We start from the raw sequence: 23169 nt of genomic DNA on the forward strand, positions 1-23169 counted from the left end.
AAAATGTATATCACAAAATTACTGCCTGAAATTATACCTTATTTTCAATGTCTCCACTAATGGGTTTACTTTTAAATATATCTACTGGTACGATGAGTAAAAAGTATGGATATATCATGATAAAACAAGAATCAATACAAGTACCTTTATCACAGGGCAATGCGTCATTACACCTTAGATATATTCATAACCCAGATAAACAAGGACCTATTGTTTTATGTCTTCATGGTGCAATTGAAAATGGTAAAATTTTCTACACTCACTCCAATAAAGGTTTTGCGCCTTATTTAGCAAAGCAGGGGTATAGATGTTTTGTTTTGGATTTACGGGGACGAGGTGATAGCGAGCCTGCTATAGACAAAAATCATGATTATGGACAAACAGAGTCCATCTTAGAGGATATACCAACAGCATTAGATTTTATTTCTTCACGATTAGGTAGAAGGCCTGAATATTGGGTTGCGCACTCTTGGGGTGGGGTGATTATGAATAGTGTGTTTGCCCGCTTTCCAAGTGAAATTGAGCATGTGCGTGCGTGTGCCTACTTTGGTTCTAAACGAAGTTTATATAACAACCATCCAGAGAAGTTATTAAAAGCCAATATACTATGGTATTGGTTGGCTTACTATTATACCAAAAAGTATGGTTTTTTACCTGCCAAAAAACTGCGGTGGGGATCTGATAGTGAGACTGCTAAATCACATAGGCAAAGTGCGCAATGGGCTCAGATAAGCCCTTGGGTTGATAGTGACGATGCTTTTGATTATGGCGCTGCTTTAGAGAACATCACATTGCCGCCAACGCTGCATATTGCAGGCGTGAGTGACAAAGCGTTGGCTCAGCCGATCGACATTACAATGTTTATGAAGGAGTCAGGTATCGGGATCCAAGAACTCAAAATTTATGGTAAAAAATATGGCCATAAACATAATTACGGTCATATTGATATGTTAACTCACCCCAATGCCATCAACGACCAGTTTCAAGATGTACTATATTGGTTTGACTATTATAAGGGGTGAGATAAGCCTTTGTTGTTACGTTGGTTTGTCTAATTCTTTTTCAATTTGAGCTTCAAAAATTTGCCATCGACTCAAAGAACGAGTGTGAATAGGCTGCCTGACTTGAGTTTTACTTAACGTCGATACCTTTGCTCGGCTTTTATAAAACTCCATACACTCTGGTTCATATTTTAAATAGATAAAATTAAGAATTTTTTGAATGGTGCGCTCAGGTTCTTCAATTAACTTTTCGTAGCTTACCTCATATATATTTCTTTTTATTCGGGTTGCAAAATGAGACATCACCTGTTGTTCAATGTCTGCATAGAGTTCAAATTCAGTAAGCGAGCAGAAATAAGGTTCATTCTCAGCGAAATGGTTACTATAGACAGACCATGCATTGGCTTTAAATTCACGCGTTAAATGTATTACTCGGGCATTAGGAAATAATTTGTATATTAAGCCAACATTTTGAAAGTTAGAGGGTAATTTATTGATCACGGCTTCTTCTTGCACGCGATGTTTTTTTATTTCATCAACATAGACGCTGCGACAGTAGTCTAACATTGATGTTGAGGGGTCATAGATACATTCAGGGAAATTACGCTCCGTACGCATTTCAAGGTAAGGGACGATTTTGTCACTCAGCACAATGCTCTCGCCAATGGTTCCAACCTGAGAGTGTTGAGTAAGGATCTGCTCTAATAGAGTAGAGCCGGTTCTTGGCAAGCCAACAATGAACACGGGAGTAAAGGTTGACTTGACCTTATCAATTGGTTTTGAGAAGAAATCATCATCGCAGGTATCCAGTAAACGGCTGAAAAAAGGCAACATATCAGCGGTTCTAAATGTACATTGAGTGAGCTGCAATTCGTTGGCTTTTTTATAATACTCGAATGCTTCTTTGTTCTCGCCAAGTGCTTGATGGGCTGTTGCATAGGCATGGTATGCAACAATATGAAATGTGGGATGCTCGAATTTATTCTCAAACTCTTTAAGGCGCTCCATTAAAACTGGAATTTCGTCCGGGCGCGCAAGTTGCATGAGTTCAAAAATCATGAACACCGAAACACCAGAGACAGGACAGTCTAGCCCTTTTTTAAACACTTGATAGGCATTATCTATAAACCCATGGTCTAAATAGAATTGCCCAAGGTGGTAATGGATTTGTGCATTATGTCGTGCAACGCTAAGCGCGTATTCAAGCACGGTTTTTGCATCGACAGGAGACCCTACTGCGATAAAAGCATCGGCTAATGCATAGAGGGGATCAAGCATTTTAGGCAGGTGTTCGCACGCTCTTTTGAGATAATAGATGGCATTATCATATTGCTCTAAGCGCATGCATATTCGGCCAAGTCCGAATAGGGCTTTGCCATTTTTTGGGTTTTGTTTAAGCACTTGCTTAAACATAAATTCAGCTTCTCTAAGCCTATTTTCTAATAGTAATTCAGTTGCACGGTCTAAAAGTAACATGTTCTTAAGCAGTTTATTTTAATGATAAAAATAAAAAGAGGAAATAGCCATCGCTAATTCCTCTTTTGCTTCTGGGTTACAGATAAAGTTTAGAACGTATAAGTTGCTTTGACATAGTAGAAACCACCATTAATACCAAATGGAGAGGTTTCATAGTAGATACCCCCCCATGTGTTTGAAGGCGTAAGTTCATTGTTGCCCTCTTCAAGAAAGTCAATGACTTTCTCTGCATCTTGGTCAAAGATGTTATTTGCACCTACCGTTAAGCTGATATTCTCTGTCGCGTAATACGTTAGCTCGGCATCAAAAGTGAAGCTGGGATCGGCCATGATTGCTGTAGCATCATAGTCAACGTGAACACCTTGGTATTCACCAAAGTAGTTGTAGCGAATAAAGCCAGAGAAATCTTCCCACTGTTGCGTCCACGTGTATGTAGCGCGATGCTGTGGCAAGTCTTTTTCTAAGCGTTCTACCTTGAAATCCCCCGTAATCGTCGAGAACTTATCAACTTCAGTTTCATTCCAGTTATACGCCATGCTAAAGGTCGCGAAGCCACCTATCAAGTCCATTGAATAGTTAGCCACAACGTCCACACCTTGTGTTGTGGTATCAAAGTCATTAGTAAAGAAAGATACCTGAGCTATACTGTCAACATTTGGCACGCCGTCAGCTTTTAATGCTTCTTTTTGTGCAGGTGTTAAGTCAATTTTATTTGATTGACTGAGTCTGTCTTCAACTTGGATGTTGTAGTAATCGATGGTTAAGAACAAATCGCCCGTTTGATATACAAAACCCAATGTGTAACTTTCAGACTCTTCAGGTTGTAGCTCAGTACCACCTAGAATTTCCGAAACTGGGTTTGTTGGTGGAAGAAGGGCTGAGTCAACGAGAACGCCGCTGCTTAGGTTTGTTTGAACGTTACTAACATTTGCCTGACCCACTGTCGGCGCACGGAAACCTGTGCTAACAGAGCCACGCACTGATAAATCATCAGTTAACTGATATTGACCCACAATTTTGAAGTTAGTCGTCGAACCGAACGAGTCATAGTCCTCATATCTTAGCGCCCACCCCATTAAAAAGTCATCTGTGAATGGGGTTTCAACATCTACATATGCGGCATAGTTACGTCGAGTAAATTCGCCAGCGGCAGAAGGCTGGAAGCCTGGGAAACCATTAGAACCAATACCGAAGTTTTGTTGTGTAAGAGGACCTGCAATGAAAGATGCTTCATCTCCGGCAATAACTTCAAAGGTTTCTTCATGCCATTCAAGGCCAGCTGCGACATTTACTTCATAAGCCAGATCAAAGTCGAAGCCTTTTGATACATCCAAATTAAAGTTTTTCTCTAACTGAATATATTTACCTGGGCTAAACTCCATCGGTGTTTCCGCACCTAGTGAAGCATTCACCGTATTGGTGATGAAGTAACGAGATTCATTTCGTCCGACAGAGCCACTGACATCATAGAAGCCGCCTTCCATAAAGCCTTCAGTAAACTCACCTTTTGTGCCGATGGTCAGTGATGTATCCGTGATGTTACCGCCAAAGTTAGGAGTGAAGCCACCTGGCAGAATCTCATTGAATGCAAAGCAATTTCTGCCTAGTTCTGTGTCAGCTGCAATTTGCTGGTATGCGACGATGTTTGAAACATTTTGTATGCGTTTTTCATCCGCACCTATGAGGTTTACAGTTGGGCACTCGATACCTGTGCCAACGCCATCTAAATCAGCAACAAGCAGAGTATTACCGCCATCACCAGAGTAGACTTGCGGACGGGTTTGTGGATTACGATAATAGAACCCACCTTTTACATCACGCTCGGAATAGTTACCAAACATATAAAATTCAGAACTATTACTTAATTCAAGTCCAACATTACCAAACAGCGTAATATCGTCTTTTATCTCTGGTGCACCCCAAATCTGTGCTGGATCTCTCACTCCTTCTACGCTGGCATCTATATATGCTTGTGCATCAGGTCTTTGAACACTTCGGCTTGTTGGGTCTGCCTCTTTATATTGAAAACTTAAATTTACAAAGCCTTGATCAGTGAATGGTAGGCCAATGTTACCTTCAAATGTTGTTGTATCACCATCCCCTTCATAATACTCGCCCTGTTTAACAGAAAAACTGCCGCCTTCTGAAGCATCTTTAAGTACAAAGTTCAAAACACCTGCTATTGCATCAGAGCCATATTGTGCAGCAGCACCGTCACGAAGCACTTCGACCTGCTTAAGGGCGACACTTGGGATAACAGAAATATCTGGTCCTTGTGCACCATCATTGATACCACCACCTAAAAATGCAATAACAGAAGAGCGGTGACGACGTTTTCCGTTAAGTAGAATTAATGTCGAATCAGCAGGCAAGCCGCGTAAGTTAGCAGGTCTCACAAGACTTGCAGCATCACTGATCGGGTTTGCATGGACATTGAGCGAAGGTACTGATCCTTTAAGAAGCTCAAGCATGTCATCGCCACCAGCCTTACTTAATTCATCACCACCAATAATATCAATCGGTACCGGTGATTCCCCAATTGACCTTGGTGCTGCCCTCGAACCAACGACGGCGATCTTCTCTATATCTTTATTGGCGCCTTCTTCTCTGGCATCCGCTTGAACACCAAATGCTAAAAGCGCGGTTGTTGCTGCAGTCGTAGAAATAGCATACTGAATAGCCTTTCTTAGCTTGCATCTCTGTAGTTTCATCCTGTTTCCCCAGTTTTTCTAAATTTTTTGTATACTAAATTGCAATATGCAATATTGTGTTTTCACATAGTTTTAATCAACCAATTAACACGTGTATAAATGTAGCAGTCAATTTGTTAAGTTCAATCTTTTGTTTGATTTAATTGTATTTATTTTTAAATAAAACGTTTTTTTAGACTTTTTGTGATGGTTTTAACTGTTTTTTGTTAATATAAAAGGTACTGGGATGGGTTGTTAATTGCAAAGGAACGCTATTTTAAATTGGTTTTATTGATAATTTTGGGATTGTATTAACCATTTATTTAACACTGTGACATTTATTAATTTGTGTGAGTGCGATCGAGGTTTAAATGCCACTTTGGTTTGGACCAAATATCCGCACGATTTTTATATAGAAGTTTGCTAGAATGTCAGAAAATAAGCTGATTTTGGTTGTCAATGCGATTGATAAAGGTCGTGCATAAAGCACCTATACGGGTGGCACGAATAAGTAGAAAAAGACAAAGGTTAAGGATCAAACGTACCCTGATTGCTTTGAAAGGAGCCCTAGCGCAAGAAAAGCAAGAAACGGAAGAGATGCTTGATATCTATAAAAGATACACGTTAGGGAACGCAACGAGATCAGAACTCAAAGTTGCTAATAAGCAGTTCGTAGATGTTTTAAAAGGATTAGGCCTAGGCGTGTTCGCCATTTTACCATTTGCGCCAATCACCATCCCTTTAATCATCGCGCTAGGGAATAAGTTTGGTGTAGAAGTGTTACCTAGCTCTTTTGCAATTAAAAAAGCAGACAAAAAGAAGTAATAGCCATTTAAAAGCTTATTAAGAGGTTTCGTGTTTTGTGGCGCTTTTTCTATTACGTTTAATTGATATTGTGTTTACGAAAATATAGAAAAAACTTACCCTTATAACGGTGAATTGTGTGTCAGTTATTGTTATCCTTGAGGCAATACAACTTAGAATAAGAGGCACGTATGAGTACTTTACTCGTTCATTCCCAAGAAGGAACACCAATTCATCTTACCACAGAAGCAAACCTTGATCGTTGGCTATCAGACCACGCAGAACCGTCAAAAAGCTTTGTATTGGCGACTCGCCAAGAAGGTCAGAATGTATTGCTGATACCTGATTTGACTAGCGGTGAGTTATCAAGTGTTGTCTGTGTTGTTGAGTCGCTTGATGATCAATGGCTCGCTGGAGACCTTGCTAAGCAACTTCCAAAAGGTCTATATCAATTTGTTGGCAGTGAAGATCTAATTGAAAGAGCTGCAACGGGTTATATTCTTGGTGCATATAAATATAACGCTTATAAAAAAGCGGCACCTATTCAAGCTAAATTAGCCATTTCCAATGAGCAACTTTGTAAAAAAGTTTCTGATATTACAACTGGCATATACTTGGTTCGCGATTTGGTAAATACGCCAGCGGCTGACATGATGCCTCAACATTTAGCGGAAACGTTCATTGAATTAACTGAGCAATTTGGTGCTGAATTTAAACAGTTGATTGGAGATGAGTTACTTGAGCACAACTACCCAACTATTCATATGGTTGGCCGCGCCAGTGATAACAAGCCTCGTTTGTTGGATTTAACTTGGGGTGATGAAAACGCGCCAAAATTAACTTTAGTTGGTAAAGGTGTGTGTTTTGATTCGGGCGGATTAGACCTGAAACCTGCTGCAGGCATGCGCAATATGAAAAAAGACATGGGTGGCGCTGCTCATGTACTTGGTCTTGCACATATGATCATGTCGGCAAACCTACCTGTTAGATTACGTGTATTAGTGCCTGCGGTTGAAAATGCCGTTTCGAAAAACGCGTTTAGACCTGGTGACGTCATTGTGACTCGTAAAGGGATCACCGTAGAGATCGATAATACGGATGCAGAAGGGCGCTTGGTATTATGTGATGCATTGGCTGAAGCGCAAACTGAAAACCCTGATCTATTGATTGACTTTGCTACTTTAACAGGGGCATGTCGTATTGCTTTAGGTACTGAGTTACCTGGTTTTTATAGTACAGATCAGAAAATCGCCAATGACATCATTGCTGAAGGCTTGGAGCATAATGATCCAGTATGGCAACTGCCTCTGTTTGATCAATATAAAGGTCTTTTCAAAAGCGATATAGCAGATATTTCAAACTGTGGTTCGACGCCATTCGGAGGCTCTATTACAGCTGCGCTGTACCTAAAAGAGTTTGTTGAGCCTGAAAATACGCCGTGGCTACACTTTGATGTGATGGCGTGGAATGTTCGCCATTTGCCAGGGAGACCTGTGGGTGGTGAAGGCTTGGGCCTTAGAGCTACATTTGCATACTTACAAAAACGCTTCTCCTAATTAATATACATAAAAAACGGCTCATATGAGCCGTTTTTTTATTATTTAAGCCGTTTTAACTGGTATGTTTGAAAGTAATGCTTTCATTTGTTGCCAGTACAAGCCGACAGATTCAATATGTACTTTCTCATCAGGAGAATGAGGAAACTTAATGGTCGGGCCGAACGATATCATGTCCATCTCAGGATATGGTTCTTTAAATAAACCACATTCAAGCCCTGCATGTATCACCATGATATCTGGCTTTTTACCATAAATGCCTTCGTACATGTCTCTGAAGATATGAATTAGTTCTGATTCAGGCTCAGGTTTCCAACCAGGGTAAGCACCAGAAAACTCAACTTTTGCACCGGCAAGCTCTGCCAATGAAGACAAAGTACCTTCAACATCTTTTCTACCTGAGTCAATCAAAGAGCGGATCAGGCATAATATTTCTATGCTGTCTGCTTGTGTTGTAATCACACCCAAGTTTAATGAGGTTTCTACGACGCCTTGAATATCATCACTCATTCGAACGACGCCATTAGGGCATGCATTTAATAGGGATAACAGTTGCTGAGTGCTGGTTAATGTCAGTGGATTTAGCGCACTCTCTGTTTGACTAACATTGAAAGTGAGGCCCGTCTCAATAGCTGACAACTCTTGGCGCATGAGAGATTGTACTTGCTCAATATAGGTAGAGACTTTATTGATGTCTGCGTCTTGAATGGCAATGGTTGTGTAGGCTTCACGTGGGATTGCGTTTCTTAAAGAGCCACCTTTGAATTCAACAATTTGGAACTCAATATCTGTAAGGTGATGTTTCAATGTGCGAGCTAACAGCTTATTTGCGTTGGCACGTCCGGTATGAATATCTACGCCAGAGTGACCTCCTTTTAGGCCTTTCAAAGAAATTTCTAAATAAGTCTGCTGGGCTGATTTTTCTTGTCTCTCGATATCAAGTGTTAGGCCAGCATCAATGCCGCCTGCACAGCCCATGTAGATCTCGCCTTCTTGTTCAGAGTCGGTGTTGAGTAAAATCTCACCCTCTAGCCAGCCCGCTTCTAAACCAAATGCGCCAGTCATACCCGCTTCTTCGTCAATTGTTAAAATGACCTCCAGTGGTCCATGTGCAACGTCATCTGAAGCAAGTACCGCAAGACAAGAAGCCATACCAATACCGTTGTCTGCGCCTAGCGTAGTTCCGTCTGCGGTTACCCAGTCACCGTCTATAAATGGTCTAATTGGATCGGTTTCGAAGTTATGCGCTGTATCATCATTTTTTTGAGGCACCATATCAATGTGTGCTTGCAAAACGACAGGCTTTCTATTTTCCATGCCTTCGGTTGCAGGCTTTTTGATAAAGACATTACCGGTTTTATCACGACGCGTGGCTAAATCTCTTGAATTCGCCCAGTTAACAATAAATTGAGCAAGTGCTTCTTCATGTTTAGATGGATGTGGGATGGAACAAATTTGGTCGAAAAATTGCCAAACGATTTGTGGTTCGAGTTGGCTAATCTCTGAATGAGGTTTAAACACCATATTCCCCTAATAACTAGCTTGTTGTCAGTAATTTTGATTGTGTAGCAAACACCAGTTGTCTATTTACTACTCTAATTGAAATAATCAAAAGTAATTCTAAATGTAAGACGATTATACAGCGTCAAAATAAGGAATTAAGCATTATTTAAAGTAGTCAATGTAACAAAGCAGAGTGTTTAAAGACGTAGTGGTCTTTCGAGTGCTGAAGCGCTAATACTATCAGGTATGATGGAGTATTTCGAGCAGTAGCTGACGCTACTGCTCACAGTGATTAGGAGTTATTTTTACAAGCGGTGACGGCATCTTGAACGAGTTCAAGTCCTGATTGTTCACAAGGCGTAAATGTATAATCTGAAGTCGCGAGAGGTGTAATGCGTTCGCCCCACTTTATATAACTTGCAGCCCAAGTTAGCCCGGCTCCAAAAGCGGCAGACATAATGTTAGCATGTGGCTTGATCATCCCCTGTTCGACAGCTTCACATAGCGCGATTGCAATTGTTGCAGCTGATGTGTTGCCATACTTGTCGATGTTGACAATCACTTTTTCGTCTTCGATATCTAACTTTTTCTGTATTGCTTGGATAATACGAAGATTAGCCTGATGAGGAATAAGGGCGTCAATGTCATCAAGGTTGAGCTTCGCTTTATCCATAACGTCATCGCACGCCAAGCTCATACCGGTTACTGCGCGCTTGAAGATTTCACGTCCTTCAAACAATAGGTCAGATGGGCCAACTGCCTCATATTTATTTAAGTCTGTTCCGTAGTTGGCTATGTGTAAAATATCTCTATCTTCAGTATCACACCCTGTTTTTGTACCCAGTAAACCGCTTGGTTCTGAGCTCGCTTCCAGTACAACTGCACCAGCGCCATCACCAAACAACACTGCACTGTCTCTTTTAGCCCAGTTGATATACCAAGTCATGCGCTCCGCAGCGACAACGACTGCTTTTTTGATCATACCAGACTGGATCTGTGCAGTTGCATTTTGTAAAGCATAAAGAAACCCAGAGCAAGCGGCATTGGTATCGCAGGCTGCAGCACCGGTAGCGCCAATGTTTTTTTGTACCAGAGAGGCTGTATTGGCAACCATAGTTGAAGGTGTGCAGGTAGCAAGCAACACTAAATCAATATCCTCACCACTCACATCTGCGCAGGCTAGGGCCTGTTTACTGGCGATGGTGGCCAATTCAGCTGTGCTTACGTGACTAACGCGACGAGCACGGATCCCAGTACGCGTTGTTATCCATTCGTCAGTGGTATCAACAATGGTGCTCATTTCATCATTGCTGATAGAAGCTGGTGGTAATGCTTTACCCCAACCTGTAATTTTTGCATATATCATAGTGTCTCTTAATCAAATCCGACCACTCGGTTAATTGCATATTTATAACAAACTATTGATTTGTACACAAAGAATACCTTGTTGAATTGGTACATTTGACTAGAATTGTATGAGAAACAGGTCAGATATCAGCTGTTTATGACTCAGAAAATCACTCAAGAACTACTTGATGAACTCATATCCTTAGAGCGACGCTTACTTGAACCACATGTGAGAGAATCTAAAGAGCGCTTATCTTTGTTATTGGATGATGATTTTTACGAAATTTCTGCCAATGGGTTATTGTTTGATAAACGGCATGTACTGTCGCGGTTGCCAAGCGAAAAAGTACCGCAGTTTTATAATCAAGACTTTAGGGGACAAATGTTAAGTGAGACGATAGCACAGCTTACTTATCATGCGGCCTATCGACGTAATGCTTATTCTAACTTACAGTTTTCTCTCAGAATGTCTTTATGGCGTAACAACGGAGCAGGGTGGCAGTTACTCTTTCATCAAGGTACTCCCAGCCCAGAGTTTATTCTCAAATATGATTGAGCATTTCTAGTTCTGATGCCTTTAAGTTGGGAGATTGATCGGGTAAAGTACGTCCTCATTTGCTTTTAGGCTTGCTACATGGTTATTGCTTTCTCGCCCCAATCTGCACTTGGACAGCTGCTTTTACTGCGTTCGATTGCGATTGTCTTACAGCTTATTTTGGTGTTAATTTCAATTTTATTGCTCGACAAAAGCATCCCCCATCAGCCTGTTTTTACGGTGATAGCATTAGAATCACTGTTTCAACTCGTTAGCATTGTTTTGTATCGTAGAAGCAGAGAAATCTCAGAAAGGGCCATGACTTTACAGTTGATGGCAGACATCGTCTTTTTATCTGTTTTACTGTCTTTTTTAGGCGGTGCAAGTAACGCTTTTGTTTCATTATTACTCTTACCTTGTATTATAGCCGCGGTTACCGTTTCAATTGGTTACGTGTTATTTGTATCAGCGAGTGCTTTGCTCTCATATGGTTATTTGTATTTGGCTGTGACTATGCCAATGCATCACCATGGTATGCATATGGGCGAGCACTTGCTAGGCATGTTTGTGAATTTTGTTTTCATGGTGGTTGTGACTGTCGGTGTTGTCGCAATACTTGTGAAGCGGATTCGAGAGAGAGAGGCGCTGTTGGCGAAAACGCGCGAAAAGCAATTGCAACAAGAGCAGCTTTTAGCACTTGGTAGTGCCGCAGCACAGGTAACGCACCAACTCGCGACGCCGATTGCTCACCTAAATTTATTGTTGGAGGAACTTCGTGAGGATTTCCCTGAACATCCTGCGGTTTCTGAGATGCACGGACCGCTTTCGCAGTGTCGTATTCAACTAGATAGTTTTAGAGAGCAAACAGAGCTACTTAAGTTAAAGCGTCAAGAAAAGGCGCAATCTACACAATTTGTGATAGCGCAACTAGAAGAGTTAATGACGCTTCAATATCCAGAACAATCTTTGTCCATTGTTGAAAAGACATCTTCTGTTGAGATCAATGGGGATCCAATGTTAGTGCCTTCACTGTTAAATTTGATAGTCAATGCGGCAAAAGCAAATGAGCGTGCCGATAAGTACCATATTGAATTGACTGCATATGCAGAAGGGGGGAAATGGTATTTATTGATCAAAGATGAAGGCAAAGGAATTGCTCAGAAGAAGTTAGATGACTTGGGCAAATCTATTGTCGAAAGTGATACTGGTTTTGGTATGGCGCTGTTGTTAACTCATGCAACGTTAGAGAGAGTAAATGGTGAATTACACCTTGAAAATTTGGCAGAAGGTGGCGTCCTGTCTACCGCTGTATTACCGATAGTAGGTTTATCATGAGGTTATTAATTATTGAGGATGATGTCGCCTTTTCAAATACGCTCGCAAGGCGGATGTCAAAGATGGGATTTGAGTGTCAAGTCGTGAATTATGAGAGAGACATCTTATCTCAGTGCAGCGCATTTTTACCTGAGTATGTGCTGCTAGATATGAAGCTTGAGCATTCATCTGGTTTGCAGCATATCGCACAAATTAGACAAGTGCTTCCCAACTGTATATTGGTTTTGCTAACAGGTTTTGCCAGTATCGCGACCGCGGTTGAAGCAATAAAACTGGGGGCGGATGATTACTTGACAAAGCCTGCTGACACGAAGTTGATTGCAAAAAAACTACTAGGTGAAGAGGTGGCGATTGAAGACTCGTTTGAGTCAACAATGTCGCCAGAGCGATTGGAGTGGGAACATATCCAACAAACATTGCAAGCAAATGAGGGCAATGTGTCGGAAACGGCTCGTCAGCTCAATATGCACAGAAGAACTTTACAGCGTAAGTTGCAAAAAAGACCGGTATCAAAATAGTCAACTTTGGCGCTTACATTGCTCAATTGGTAGATTTTAACTAAATTGAAAATAGTTAAACAATGGAGCAAATGCTAATGTATGTATTCGAAGTAAATATAGTGGCAGTACTGTTAGCTGCATTGAGCTCTTTTTTGCTCGGAGGCCTGTGGTATTCTCCATTGATGTTCCAACAGGCGTGGTTAGAAGGTGCTGGATTAACTGAACTCGACTTAAAACATGCCGATCATAAAGCTATATTCTTAGGCTCATTTATGCTCTGTATTTTGGCTTCGGTTGCTGTTGCGATGTTAGTTGGAAAAGGCCCTTCAGTATTGGATGCGATGACATTTGGTCTGTTTATTGGGGTTACTTTTGTCACCACGTCGTTTGGGATTAGTTACTTGTTTGAGCAAAGGCCTCTAAAACTATTTCTAGTGAATGCGGGTTATCACACATTACAATTTACTTTAATCGGATTTGTGGTTGGGAGTTTAAATTAATTGGCCAAACCTAATAAAAAGGGCCCTACTCGGACAGTCGATGTGTTTTGCTCTAAGTGCAAAGCCAAGTTGTTTAAGTACCGAAAAGGCGGTAAGGGCAGCCTCATAAAATGCTTTGTCGAACGAATAAGTGTTGATCATACCATCAATCAAACTCATTGCCCTGATTGCGAACAAGAGTTTTCCAGAAAGACTCTGATAAGGGGGGCACCTGCACTCAAAATTGTTGGCAATAAAGTGACTTTTAAATAAGTGATTTCAATATAAGGACAAATATCCTGTCTCAATCATCATGATTTTAAGATAATTCATGAGTTTGTGCTGTTTCAACGATTGAAAGTCACCCTACCCATGGAAAAGGGCCAGCGTGTTTGGGTGAGTATCCACAAAATATATGGACAAAAACATGATTGACATTTTATTTGATGTAATAGGTATGACTGGTACTTTTCTTGTAGTTGGAGCGTTTTTCTTACTGCAACTTGAAAAGGTCACACCAGATGGCCTCAAATATAACCTCATGAACCTCTCTGGTGCAATCCTGCTACTTATTAGTTTATGCTACAACTTCAACCTAGCGAGCTTTGTAATTGAGCTGTTTTGGATAGTTGCTTCCTTGATTGGCTTGTATAAGTATTTCAAGGCAAAGAAGTTACAGGCTGCATAAAACTTAAGTAAAAACTTGCACAGTTACATTTCATGCGTATTATTTAGATGTATGAACGGTAACTGTGTAAGCAAAATTTGGTGAAATTGTTCACCTGAGTTGAGCTTGTTACGGTATCAGTAGTCAGGCTCAATATGAAAAAAACAGTCCCGCTTATTTTTGTCTTTCTTTTTTGCTTTAATGCAATTGCTTCTCAAGAAGAGCTATTTGAGTTGAGCTTTGAGGAATTGCTTGACGTTAACATTACTTTAGCCACTAAAACCACTGAATCACCTACCACTGTGCCATCGAGTACGACCGTTTTTAATCGTCAACATATTCAATTATTAGGCGTCGCCAATGTATATGAACTCATGAACTTCGTGCCTGGCATGCAGTCAACTCGCGGCGATTGGGTTGGTGCTGTGCCAAAAGAGCACGCACGCGGTATCTATTTAGACAGCGGTAATGTGCTGGTCATGCTCAATGGGCAAAGACTTAATGATGCGTCTTTTGGCAAAGCTTCTGTTTATGCTCCTTTTATCCCCGTTGAAATAGTAGAACGAGTTGAGTTTATCAGAGGGCCCGGTTCCGCTTTGTATGGCAGCAATGCCTTTTTAGGCGTGATGAATATCGTTACAAAGAAAATTCTAACCAATTTATGGCTGCTGTCGGCGACAATGGTATGTATCAAGGCGCATTAAGCGCTCATCATACGTTTGAAAATGGTCTGTCACTTCAAGCTAATGCCTCTTTATACAGAGATGATGGAGATGAGTATTTTGAAGCGAAAGTGCGAGATCCGATTGATGGTCGGTTCGTTGAGGTTGAGTTAAATTGGGAGAATTGGCGATTTGCAATTCATAACTCTGAGACGCGATTAGATGAGTTTATTAATTTATCAGGTGAGTCTAAAGATAATAGGCACACCAGTCGCAATCTGGGTATGCAATTGGAAGTCAAATCATCATGGAGTGACTCACTTTCAAATACGACAAGATTGGAATTTATAAAGCATGACATAAAAAGTGCAGGATTAATTGCCAGTGCTGAAGAACTTCAATTAGACCACGATTTTTTTGTAGGCCCACGTTGGCAATCAAGAGATCTTACTTTAAACAGCGAAACTGTGTATGGATATAACCAGTCTCTAAATATCATTTTTGGTGCTGAATATTCTTGGGAAGAGCAATCTCGTGCTGATGTATACACTAATTATTATAACCCTGAGACTGGGCAGATTTTTGTAGATGAGCCTTTTTACCTTGGCGGCCTTCAAGTTATTAGCAATCATAAGCCTTTTGAGCCGCTCGAAGCTAGCTTCGACTCTTACGCCGTTTATACACAAGTTAAATATACCCTCACTGAATCTATCACAATGTTTACAGGGCTTCGTTATGATGATGTGATTGACATCGATCGTAAATTATCACCAAGATTGGCACTCATTTATCAATTTAATCCTGTGCATACTTTTAAGCTACAGTATGGCGAGGCATTTAGAGCCCCTGTTAGTAATGAGCTGCATTCAAATGACGAAGTGACCGTTGGTAACCCAGATCTAAAAGCAGAATATTTAAAAACGACAGAGTTAGTATGGCATGCAAAAAATGATAATTGGCAAGTCGATTTGGTTTTATTTGATAATGAATTAGAGGATTTTATTAATTTAATTCCTGTGGACGAAGCATTATCTCGTTTTACGTTTGACAATGTATTTGAAACTAGCATGCAAGGTTTTGAATTTAGCGGCACGTTGCATATAAATGAATCAGCTTGGTTATCTAGCACATTTACCCAATACATCGATTTACCGTTTAACCCGAGTTATAAAAAGTTTGGTTCTATAGTATTCAATTATAGCCAAGGAGATATGCAATACTCCGTCAACGGGATATGGAGAGACAGCATCACGGTCATCCCTGCTGTGTTACCTGATGATCCTGAATTTTCACCTTACCATCAGCCAAGTCATTGGTTATTTGGCGCAACGATTGGCTGGAAAATAAATGATAAACAAGGGGTTGCGTTACAAGTTCAAAATGCGTTTGATAAGTCTACCGATGCATTCGATCCCAGAAGATACGATGGCAGGGTGCCACAAAAAGGCAGGCAGCTGAGACTGCGTTATACCTACGAATTTTAACTCCGCTGTGCAAAAGTTTATATAAATCACCTGTTCAACTTTATCATAAAACAAATGAAGATATCGCTTTAGCCTACTTAAATGGGAGAATTGCACGCGCATAAATCCCATTCGTTTATGCCCTTAAATCGTTATTGATAATCTAATATTGATTTTGTAGTATTTTGTTTACATTTTGGTCATATTTAGACTGTGAATTTTGTCTTAATTTAGCTAACTTTATGAAAGTATTGATTAAAAAATACAACTGGCCATAGGTTTAATTTATGTAAATTAAAGGTTTATTTTTTGTTTTATTTGGCTAGTCTCAACTATGCATCCAAACACGGTGCACATTCAGGTATTTTTTGAATGTAATACACACAATCAAGGAGCATAAAGTGAAAAACCATAAAATAACTAAATTAACTCTCGCCACTCTTGCGGTACTGAGTTGTGCTGCAAACGCCGCGCAGAAGCAGTATTTAAATCAACATAACAATTTAAATATCATGTTGCAGTCAGGATCGATGAGTTTACTCTCAACACCCGCAAATCAATTAATCGGCCTTTCTGCTGATGACTCGCTAAAAATACTCAAAAGCTTTAAACACAAGAATGGTTCGGTGACCCACCGTTATCAACAAATGTATCAAGGCTTGCCTGTTATTGGTGACACAGTCAGTTTAACTTTTGATAAGCAAGGTCTGTTGAAGCACGCGCATGGTGCTGCTGTATACGACATTAATGCAGATGTCATGTCAGTTAAGCCGAGTTTGGCCGCGGCACAGGCTAAAGCCTTATCGACTGCCTCATTACCAGCAACGCAGTTGGCGCAAAAAACATTCCATGAGACAGAGCAGCTCGCTATATGGGTAGATAAAAATAATCAAGCTCGTTTGGTTTATGAGCTTTCGCATGTGACGTATGGCGACTCACCATCCAGACCATATCAAATTGTTGATGCACATACTGGGGAAGTGTTACTCAGCTATGATAATATTCAACATGCTAACGCAACAGGTCCGGGTGGCAACCAAAAAACAGGCCGTTATCAATATGGTACTGACTATGGTCATTTGGATGTTAGCCAGTCAGGTAATACCTGCACAATGAATAATGCCAATGTAAAGACCATTCATTTAAATCATGGAAGTAGCGGTTCTAGCGCGCATAGTTTCACTTGCCCAGAGAATACAGTTAAAGAAATTAATGGCGCATATTCACCGCTTAATGATGCGCACTATTTTGGTAATGTGGTGTTCAATATGTACAGTGATTGGTTAGGTACGGCACCACTGAGTTTCCAATTACAAATGCGAGTTCACTACAGCAATAATTACGAAAATGCGTTTTGGGATGGACGTTCGATGACTTTTGGTGACGGTAAAGACCGATTTTACCCACTGGTAAGTTTGGATGTGTCTGCACACGAGGTGAGCCATGGTTTTACAGAACAAAACTCAGGGTTAATCTACCGTAATAAATCTGGTGGTTTAAACGAGGCGTTTTCTGATATGGCAGGCGAAGCTGCGGAATTCTATATGAGAGGGAGCAATGACTGGTTGGTCGGACAGGATATCTTCAAAGGGAGTGGTGCACTTCGATATATGAATGATCCAACAAAAGATGGTCGTTCTATTGATCATCAATCAAACTTTACTTCAGGTATGGATGTGCATCACTCATCTGGTGTGTTCAATAAAGCCTTTTATCATTTAGCAACAACAGCGGGCTGGGATACTAAAAAAGCTTTTGTGGTGATGGCCAAAGCGAATCAGATGTATTGGACGGCAAGTACAGATTGGGATCTGGCTGGTAATGGGGTGATGGATGCTGCATGCGACCTTGGCTACAACCCAGATGATGTGAAGGCTGCTTTGGCGCTAGTGGGTGTCACATCTCAACTGAGTTCAGGCAGCAGTTGTGGCACACCGCCTACTGATGAAGAGTTAACAAACGGTGTAGCTCGCACAGGCATCAGTGGTGCAGCTAAATCACAGCAATTCTTTGTACTGAATGTGCCAGCAGGGTCAAGTAACCTTAAATTTACCACAACTGGGGGAACTGGTGACGCCGATTTATATGTGAAGTTTGGTGCCAGGCCGACCTTACAAGCTTATGATTGTAAGAGCACTTCCTCTACGAGTAATGAGTCTTGCTCAATCGCGAATATTCAAGCAGGTACTTACTTTGTGATGGTTGAAGCATGGAATCAAATATCTGGTGTATCACTAACGGGAAGTTACTCAGATGGAAGCAATAATACACCGCCTATAGATCGTACAGAAAGCAATGTATCTGTGTCTACAGGGCAGTGGGCTAGGTATACACAAGAGCTCAATGCTGGATACGCAAATTTAACTGTATCGATTTCAGGGGGAAGTGGTGATGCTGACCTCTACGTCAACTTTGGTTCAGCTTCTTCTACATCTTCATACCAATGTCGTCCATATAAAAATGGCAATAGTGAATCTTGCACTTTCACGAACCCGCAATCAGGAACGTGGCACATAGATTTACGTGGTTATAGTAATGCCAGTGGCGTGACACTGAATATCAAAGCAAATTAGGATTTACTTGATAAGGCGGCGACATGCCGCCTTTTGATATCTTCCAAAGGATAAATTATGCGTTCAAACACATACTTATGTTTGTTGGCGTGTCTTACATTTTCCTCTTTATCAAATGCAGTATCTGAAAAAAAATGGATAACGTTAGGTGCATCAGCAAGTCATCACTACCAATTAGAAAACTCAGTTAAAGGTCGTTCATATATCCAAGCAAGTCACACTCACCAAGAAGCGGATATTTTATTAATGCATGAGGCAGAGCATGAAAACCTCAGTCACTTTATGCATGAGCAGTATCACAGATGCGGAGGGTTTGTCGCTCATGATAGTGAAGCAGAGGCAAAGGCTTATTTGACCACATTAGAGTATGCTCATAATAACCAGCCAGAGTTAACATATTCAATTGATAATCCTGAAACAGTGCAAGCTTTAATGGGAAAAGTATCGACCACGGGATTAGTTAACACCGTGAGTGCGATGACCGGGTTTTATAATCGTTACTACATTCAACAATCTGGTGTTGACGCGTCAAACTGGGTTAAAAGCCACTGGCAGAGCTTAGCCAGTACGCGCCCGGATATCTCTGTCGAGCATTACACACATTCATGGGCTCAGTCCTCTGTGGTGGTGACGGTCCCTGGGAGCGAATTGGCCGATGAAATTGTGATTATTGGTGGGCATTTAGATTCAATCAATGGCAGTAACCCCAGCAGTGGCAGAGCGCCAGGGGCCGATGACAATGCGTCAGGAATTGCGGTACTCAGTGAAGTGCTTAAGGCCATTGTGGATACAAACTATAAGCCGAAAAGAACGGTGAAAATAATGGGGTTTGCAGCAGAGGAAGTTGGGCTTAGAGGCTCCAAAGCGATCGCCCAAGATTATAAAGCATCGGGTAAAAATGTAGTAGGTATGGCGCAATTTGATATGTCTGGGCATAAAGGTGGTCAGTACGATATCGTATTCATTACCGATTATACCAATAGCGCACAAAATAACTTTATGAGCCAGTTGCTTGATAGGTATTTGACGAACGTGAGCTATGGCTTTGATCGCTGTGGTTATGGTTGTTCTGATCATGCATCTTGGTATCAACAGAGTTTTCCAGCGTCATTTCCATTTGAGTCACGGATGAGAGAGTCAAATCGTTTAATACACACTGCCAATGATACTGAGTACGACGCGGATCATTCAATTCATTTTGCTAAGTTGGCGAGTGCGTATGTTGCGGAGTTAGCTAAAACAGCTGGCAGTGTAACGCCACCACCAACAGAGCCTACGCCAATTGACCAGACATACACAAATTTGAACGTATCTTCTGGGCAGTGGTGGCGAACGTCTCTGGCTATAGGGAGTAGCTATCAAGAGCTGACAGTGAAAATTTCAGGTGGAACGGGCGATGCAGATTTATATGTCAATTTTGGCACTCAGTCGTCAACCTCCCAATTTCGATGCCGTCCTTACAAATATGGTAATGAAGAAACGTGTACCATTTCGCTTCCCGAATCCGGCAATTGGTATTTTGATTTGAGAGGCTATACGCAAGCTGCTGGTGTGACGATGACCATAAAGGCAAGGTGATGTTATGCGCTGCTGCCTGGCAGTAGCGTTTTCAATTACCTATTTTACATTGTGGTAATTAAAAGTTCGGTTTTATGTAACTTAGAGGTGTTGTGGGCTTGTGGAAACGTAGGGGGTCATTCATACTGCCTCCTTATTTTAAGTGCACAATTATAAAAAATAGAAAAATGACGGATACAATGGTTAAAGGCAGTTCCATATATAACAAGTTTTGGCTATTTCTAGGCCCTTTCCTTTTTTTAATGACATGTATCACCCATGGCCCTGAAGGTTTATCAGAGCAAGGCTGGCGCACAGCTGGCTTGGCAATGTGGCTCGCTGTTTGGTGGGTAAGTGAGACAGTCCCAATTCCTGTTACCTCATTGGTGCCCTTATTGGCTGTGCCTCTAGCGGGGATAAACGACATAAAGAGTACTTCGTCTGCCTATGCGCATCCTTTAATTTTCTTATTTTTAGGCGGTTTTTTGATTTCAATTGCGATGGAAAAGTCGCAGTTGCACAAACGTATTGCGCTGAAAACAATGCTTAAAAGTGGCACAAATCCTAAGTATCAAGTACTGGCTATGATGTTAGTGAGTGGCTTTTTGTCTATGTGGATAAATAATACGGCCACCACATTGATGTTATTACCGATTGCGTTGTCTGTGATCCATGTTTTGCAAAAAAACGGTGCTCACTGTGATAACTATGCCAAAGCTTTGTTATTGGCTATTGCCTATAGTGCAAGCTTAGGTGGAGTAGGTACTATTATTGGCACAGCACCAAATGCGTTAATGGTCGCTTACCTGTGGGACAACCATCAAATAGAAATAGGGTTTGGACAATGGATGATTGTTGCGGTGCCATTTACATTTGGCATGATTATTTTGTGTTGGCTTTGGTTAACTAAGTTTGCGTTCAAACTTGCTCCGCAACAAAACAACAGTCAGATGACAGAGGTATTTTCCGCTCAGCTCAAAGCGCAAGGTAACATGACGATTGCTGAGAAAAACGTCATGTACGTTTTCTTATTTGCTGTATTTGGTTGGCTATTGAGACCCTATTTACAAACATGGACAGGGTTAAACATAACGGATACGGGAATCGCTGTTGCAGCGTCTATTATGTTATTTGTTTTACCTGCAGACAGTAAAGGCGAGCAAAAAGTCATGGACTGGCCTGCTGCAAAAGAAGTGCCATGGGGCATACTCTTATTATTTGGTGGCGGGCTAACTTTAGCGAGCCAAATTAAAGGATCTGGCCTGGCTGAGTACATCGCAAACCTATTAGCGGGAGCGAGTGCTATTCCACTTGTATTGAGTGTAATTGCTGTGGCTGCTTTAATTACATTTTTAACTGAGCTGACAAGCAATACGGCAACAGCTGCGGGCTTTTTACCTTTACTTGGTCCGGTTGCTGAGCAAGTGACGGGGACTCCCTTGGTGTGGATCATTCCTGCTGCCATGGCTGCAAGTTGCGCGTTTATGATGCCTGTTGCAACTCCACCCAATGCGATCGTATTTGGCTCTGGTGAGATAAAAATTAGGGATATGATTAAAGCTGGATTTGTATTAAACCTTATTGCTATTGCAATGATAAGTCTTCTAACCTTAACGGTTGCTCGGTGGGTTTTTGTATTTTAAGCGCTATTTATTTTAAGCCGTTGTAAGGCCACCTAAATGAAGGTGGCCTTTTTGTTGAACTGAAAAATACGTTATCTTTGTTCAATCTTATTTTTATCGTCGAACTATAAGTTTGGTTTATTAATGATTGATATGATTTAATATCTAAAAACTTTCTAAGCCTGCTTTAATGGATGAATATTGTTTTAACGTTAAATAATGGCATGAAAAATATGAGCGTCAGGACTTTTGAAATTGTGACGGTTGCGTTCCTGCATGAACTAGCTGAACATTAGGCTCAGTAATGGGTAAGTCTTAAGAGGCTGAAAATGGCACGATAAAAAGGTAAGTTTAACTGTTTAGTTTTGATGGAGAGCAAACTTGTGAGGCTGAGAGAGTGAATCAAGAACAAGTGATTGAGCAGGGGTTAATGAGCTTAAAGTCCGCATACTGTCTTGAGCCATTCCCAGTGAGCGCGAAAAGAAAAGATAAACTAAAAAAGTTAAATGCTGCAATTATTGCAAACAAACAACGTTTCGTAGAAGCGGCTAATCAAGACTTTAGCGTTCGGGCCGAGTACGACACGCTTGTAGCTGACTTAATCCCTACCGTAAGCCATATTCGTTACTTATGTCGTCATATCGATGCATTTATGAAACCGCAATCTAAAACAGCAGGTTGGCAGTTCTTTCCTTCCAAAGTATGGATTGAGTATGTGCCTAAAGGGGTTGTTGGTATTATTGCGCCATGGAATTATCCGATCCAATTGGCGCTGGTCCCGCTGGCGACAGCTATCGCAGCGGGTAATAAGGTGATGATAAAACTCAGCGAATTCACTCCGGCAGTAAACAGTGTGATGAGGGATGTGCTTAAATCAATAGAGGATGACTGCATTGTTGTCGAAGGCGATGCTGCTATTGCATCTGCCTTTAGCCAGCAAAGTTTTGATCACCTATTTTTCACCGGATCTACGAGCATTGGTAAACAAGTGTATGCAGCCGCCGCACAAAATCTTGTGCCGGTCACCTTGGAACTTGGAGGTAAATCACCCTTGGTGGTGTTAGCGGATGCGAACCAAGACAAAGCCGTATTAGATATTATATTTGCAAAAAGTATGAATGCAGGGCAAGTGTGCGTGGCACCTGATTATGTGTTGGTAGAAGAATCTATCTATGATGCTTTTATCACAAAACTAAACATCAGTTGCTTAGTTGCGAAGGTAAGGAAACTAAAACAGGTGTTTTAAACGCACATCATGCCAAAAGGCTAGCGTCAATCGTAAAAGAAGCGATTGAAGCTGGAGCGCAAGTTTGCCACTCTAAGCCGCTTGAAGATGTATGTGCTGAGCACTTTGGAATACACTTAGTGCTAAATCCCCCGCTAGATTCACGTATTATGC

General features: G+C 41.2%; 19 protein-coding genes. 15 read left to right on the plus strand and 4 right to left on the minus strand.

Translation table 11 applies throughout. The features are described 5' to 3' along the window. Positions 1–116 precede the first annotated feature (116 nt). Positions 117–1022 (plus strand): alpha/beta fold hydrolase, encoded by a 906-nt coding sequence (locus JF50_RS19660; protein WP_039610274.1) that lies wholly within the window; start codon positions 117–119, stop codon positions 1020–1022. 15 nt (positions 1023–1037) lie between these two features. Here the strand turns inward: JF50_RS19660 and JF50_RS19665 are convergent, their stop codons facing one another. Together JF50_RS19665 and JF50_RS19670 are read right to left on the minus strand one after the other, a co-directional pair. Then, on the minus strand, positions 1038–2477 hold the full coding sequence (locus JF50_RS19665) for a tetratricopeptide repeat-containing sulfotransferase family protein (protein WP_039610275.1): 1440 nt from the start codon (positions 2475–2477) through the stop codon (positions 1038–1040). An 89-nt stretch (positions 2478–2566) separates the two neighbouring features. Then, on the minus strand, positions 2567–5188 hold the full coding sequence (locus JF50_RS19670) for a TonB-dependent receptor plug domain-containing protein (RefSeq protein WP_039610276.1): 2622 nt from the start codon (positions 5186–5188) through the stop codon (positions 2567–2569). 438 nt (positions 5189–5626) lie between these two features. Between JF50_RS19670 and JF50_RS19675 the strand changes: the two genes are divergently transcribed. Together JF50_RS19675 and JF50_RS19680 are read left to right on the plus strand one after the other, a co-directional pair. Further along, the gene (locus JF50_RS19675) at positions 5627–5992 is read left to right on the plus strand and encodes a hypothetical protein (RefSeq protein ID WP_039610277.1); all 366 of its coding nucleotides are present in this window, start codon (positions 5627–5629) and stop codon (positions 5990–5992) included. A gap of 170 nt (positions 5993–6162) precedes the next feature. Beyond that, on the plus strand, positions 6163–7527 hold the full coding sequence (locus JF50_RS19680; protein WP_039610278.1) for a leucyl aminopeptidase family protein: 1365 nt from the start codon (positions 6163–6165) through the stop codon (positions 7525–7527). A 45-nt stretch (positions 7528–7572) separates the two neighbouring features. On the opposite strand, the gene JF50_RS19685 is transcribed toward JF50_RS19680, so the two are convergent. Together JF50_RS19685 and JF50_RS19690 are read right to left on the minus strand one after the other, a co-directional pair. After that, positions 7573–9048 carry an aminoacyl-histidine dipeptidase gene (locus JF50_RS19685; RefSeq protein WP_039610967.1) on the minus strand — a complete coding sequence of 492 codons (1476 nt, stop codon included), beginning with the start codon at positions 9046–9048 and terminating at the stop codon, positions 7573–7575. 274 nt (positions 9049–9322) lie between these two features. Continuing rightward, entirely contained in the window at positions 9323–10396 is a 1074-nt protein-coding gene (locus JF50_RS19690; protein WP_039610279.1) for a ketoacyl-ACP synthase III, read from the minus strand. Positions 10397–10534: 138 nt separating this feature from the next. Between JF50_RS19690 and JF50_RS19695 the strand changes: the two genes are divergently transcribed. From JF50_RS19695 to JF50_RS19745, 12 genes are all read left to right on the plus strand, one after another. Then, positions 10535–10933 carry a DUF4440 domain-containing protein gene (locus JF50_RS19695; RefSeq protein ID WP_039610280.1) on the plus strand — a complete coding sequence of 133 codons (399 nt, stop codon included), beginning with the start codon at positions 10535–10537 and terminating at the stop codon, positions 10931–10933. A 78-nt stretch (positions 10934–11011) separates the two neighbouring features. Next, entirely contained in the window at positions 11012–12247 is a 1236-nt protein-coding gene (locus JF50_RS19700; protein WP_039610943.1) for an ATP-binding protein, read from the plus strand. After that, positions 12244–12765 (plus strand): response regulator transcription factor, encoded by a 522-nt coding sequence (locus JF50_RS19705; protein ID WP_039610281.1) that lies wholly within the window; start codon positions 12244–12246, stop codon positions 12763–12765. The genes JF50_RS19700 and JF50_RS19705 overlap by 4 nt, the downstream gene beginning before the upstream one ends. A 71-nt stretch (positions 12766–12836) precedes the next feature. After that, entirely contained in the window at positions 12837–13247 is a 411-nt protein-coding gene (locus JF50_RS19710; protein ID WP_039610968.1) for a DUF1761 domain-containing protein, read from the plus strand. Then, positions 13248–13499, plus strand: a complete 252-nt coding sequence (locus tag JF50_RS27705; protein WP_080760258.1) for a hypothetical protein — start codon at positions 13248–13250, stop codon at positions 13497–13499. A 154-nt stretch (positions 13500–13653) separates the two neighbouring features. Then, positions 13654–13914 (plus strand): CBU_0592 family membrane protein, encoded by a 261-nt coding sequence (locus tag JF50_RS19720; RefSeq protein WP_039610969.1) that lies wholly within the window; start codon positions 13654–13656, stop codon positions 13912–13914. A 134-nt stretch (positions 13915–14048) separates the two neighbouring features. Continuing rightward, positions 14049–14597 (plus strand): TonB-dependent receptor plug domain-containing protein, encoded by a 549-nt coding sequence (locus JF50_RS27710; RefSeq protein WP_052262515.1) that lies wholly within the window; start codon positions 14049–14051, stop codon positions 14595–14597. Beyond that, complete coding sequence (locus JF50_RS19725; protein ID WP_052262517.1) at positions 14579–16039, plus strand: TonB-dependent receptor plug domain-containing protein; 1461 nt, start codon at positions 14579–14581, stop codon at positions 16037–16039. Before JF50_RS27710 ends, JF50_RS19725 begins: the two co-directional genes overlap by 19 nt. A gap of 380 nt (positions 16040–16419) precedes the next feature. Next, positions 16420–18591: a M4 family metallopeptidase gene (locus tag JF50_RS19730; protein ID WP_052262343.1), complete on the plus strand. Its 2172-nt coding sequence runs from the start codon at positions 16420–16422 to the stop codon at positions 18589–18591. Positions 18592–18648: 57 nt separating this feature from the next. Beyond that, positions 18649–20169 carry a M20/M25/M40 family metallo-hydrolase gene (locus JF50_RS19735; RefSeq protein WP_039610944.1) on the plus strand — a complete coding sequence of 507 codons (1521 nt, stop codon included), beginning with the start codon at positions 18649–18651 and terminating at the stop codon, positions 20167–20169. Positions 20170–20336: 167 nt separating this feature from the next. Next, positions 20337–21791, plus strand: a complete 1455-nt coding sequence (locus JF50_RS19740; RefSeq protein WP_039610945.1) for an SLC13 family permease — start codon at positions 20337–20339, stop codon at positions 21789–21791. Between the two features lie 376 nt (positions 21792–22167). Then, on the plus strand, positions 22168–23016 hold the full coding sequence (locus tag JF50_RS19745; RefSeq protein ID WP_052262519.1) for an aldehyde dehydrogenase family protein: 849 nt from the start codon (positions 22168–22170) through the stop codon (positions 23014–23016). Positions 23017–23169: the final 153 nt, after the last annotated feature.

Source organism: Pseudoalteromonas luteoviolacea (assembly GCF_000814765.1).
GTDB lineage: Bacteria > Pseudomonadota > Gammaproteobacteria > Enterobacterales > Alteromonadaceae > Pseudoalteromonas > Pseudoalteromonas luteoviolacea_H.

Coding starts and splice junctions, on each gene's coding strand:
- JF50_RS19670 (WP_039610276.1), bottom strand. CDS start 5,188: ATGAAACTACAGAGATGCAAGCTAAGAAAGGCTATTCAGTATGCTATT.
- JF50_RS19665 (WP_039610275.1), bottom strand. CDS start 2,477: ATGTTACTTTTAGACCGTGCAACTGAATTACTATTAGAAAATAGGCTT.
- JF50_RS19720 (WP_039610969.1), top strand. CDS start 13,654: ATGATTGACATTTTATTTGATGTAATAGGTATGACTGGTACTTTTCTT.
- JF50_RS19740 (WP_039610945.1), top strand. CDS start 20,337: ATGACGGATACAATGGTTAAAGGCAGTTCCATATATAACAAGTTTTGG.
- JF50_RS19690 (WP_039610279.1), bottom strand. CDS start 10,396: ATGATATATGCAAAAATTACAGGTTGGGGTAAAGCATTACCACCAGCT.
- JF50_RS19675 (WP_039610277.1), top strand. CDS start 5,627: ATGCGATTGATAAAGGTCGTGCATAAAGCACCTATACGGGTGGCACGA.
- JF50_RS27710 (WP_052262515.1), top strand. CDS start 14,049: ATGAAAAAAACAGTCCCGCTTATTTTTGTCTTTCTTTTTTGCTTTAAT.
- JF50_RS19700 (WP_039610943.1), top strand. CDS start 11,012: ATGGTTATTGCTTTCTCGCCCCAATCTGCACTTGGACAGCTGCTTTTA.
- JF50_RS19680 (WP_039610278.1), top strand. CDS start 6,163: ATGAGTACTTTACTCGTTCATTCCCAAGAAGGAACACCAATTCATCTT.
- JF50_RS19710 (WP_039610968.1), top strand. CDS start 12,837: ATGCTAATGTATGTATTCGAAGTAAATATAGTGGCAGTACTGTTAGCT.
- JF50_RS19735 (WP_039610944.1), top strand. CDS start 18,649: ATGCGTTCAAACACATACTTATGTTTGTTGGCGTGTCTTACATTTTCC.
- JF50_RS19695 (WP_039610280.1), top strand. CDS start 10,535: ATGACTCAGAAAATCACTCAAGAACTACTTGATGAACTCATATCCTTA.
- JF50_RS19660 (WP_039610274.1), top strand. CDS start 117: ATGATAAAACAAGAATCAATACAAGTACCTTTATCACAGGGCAATGCG.
- JF50_RS19725 (WP_052262517.1), top strand. CDS start 14,579: ATGTATCAAGGCGCATTAAGCGCTCATCATACGTTTGAAAATGGTCTG.
- JF50_RS19705 (WP_039610281.1), top strand. CDS start 12,244: ATGAGGTTATTAATTATTGAGGATGATGTCGCCTTTTCAAATACGCTC.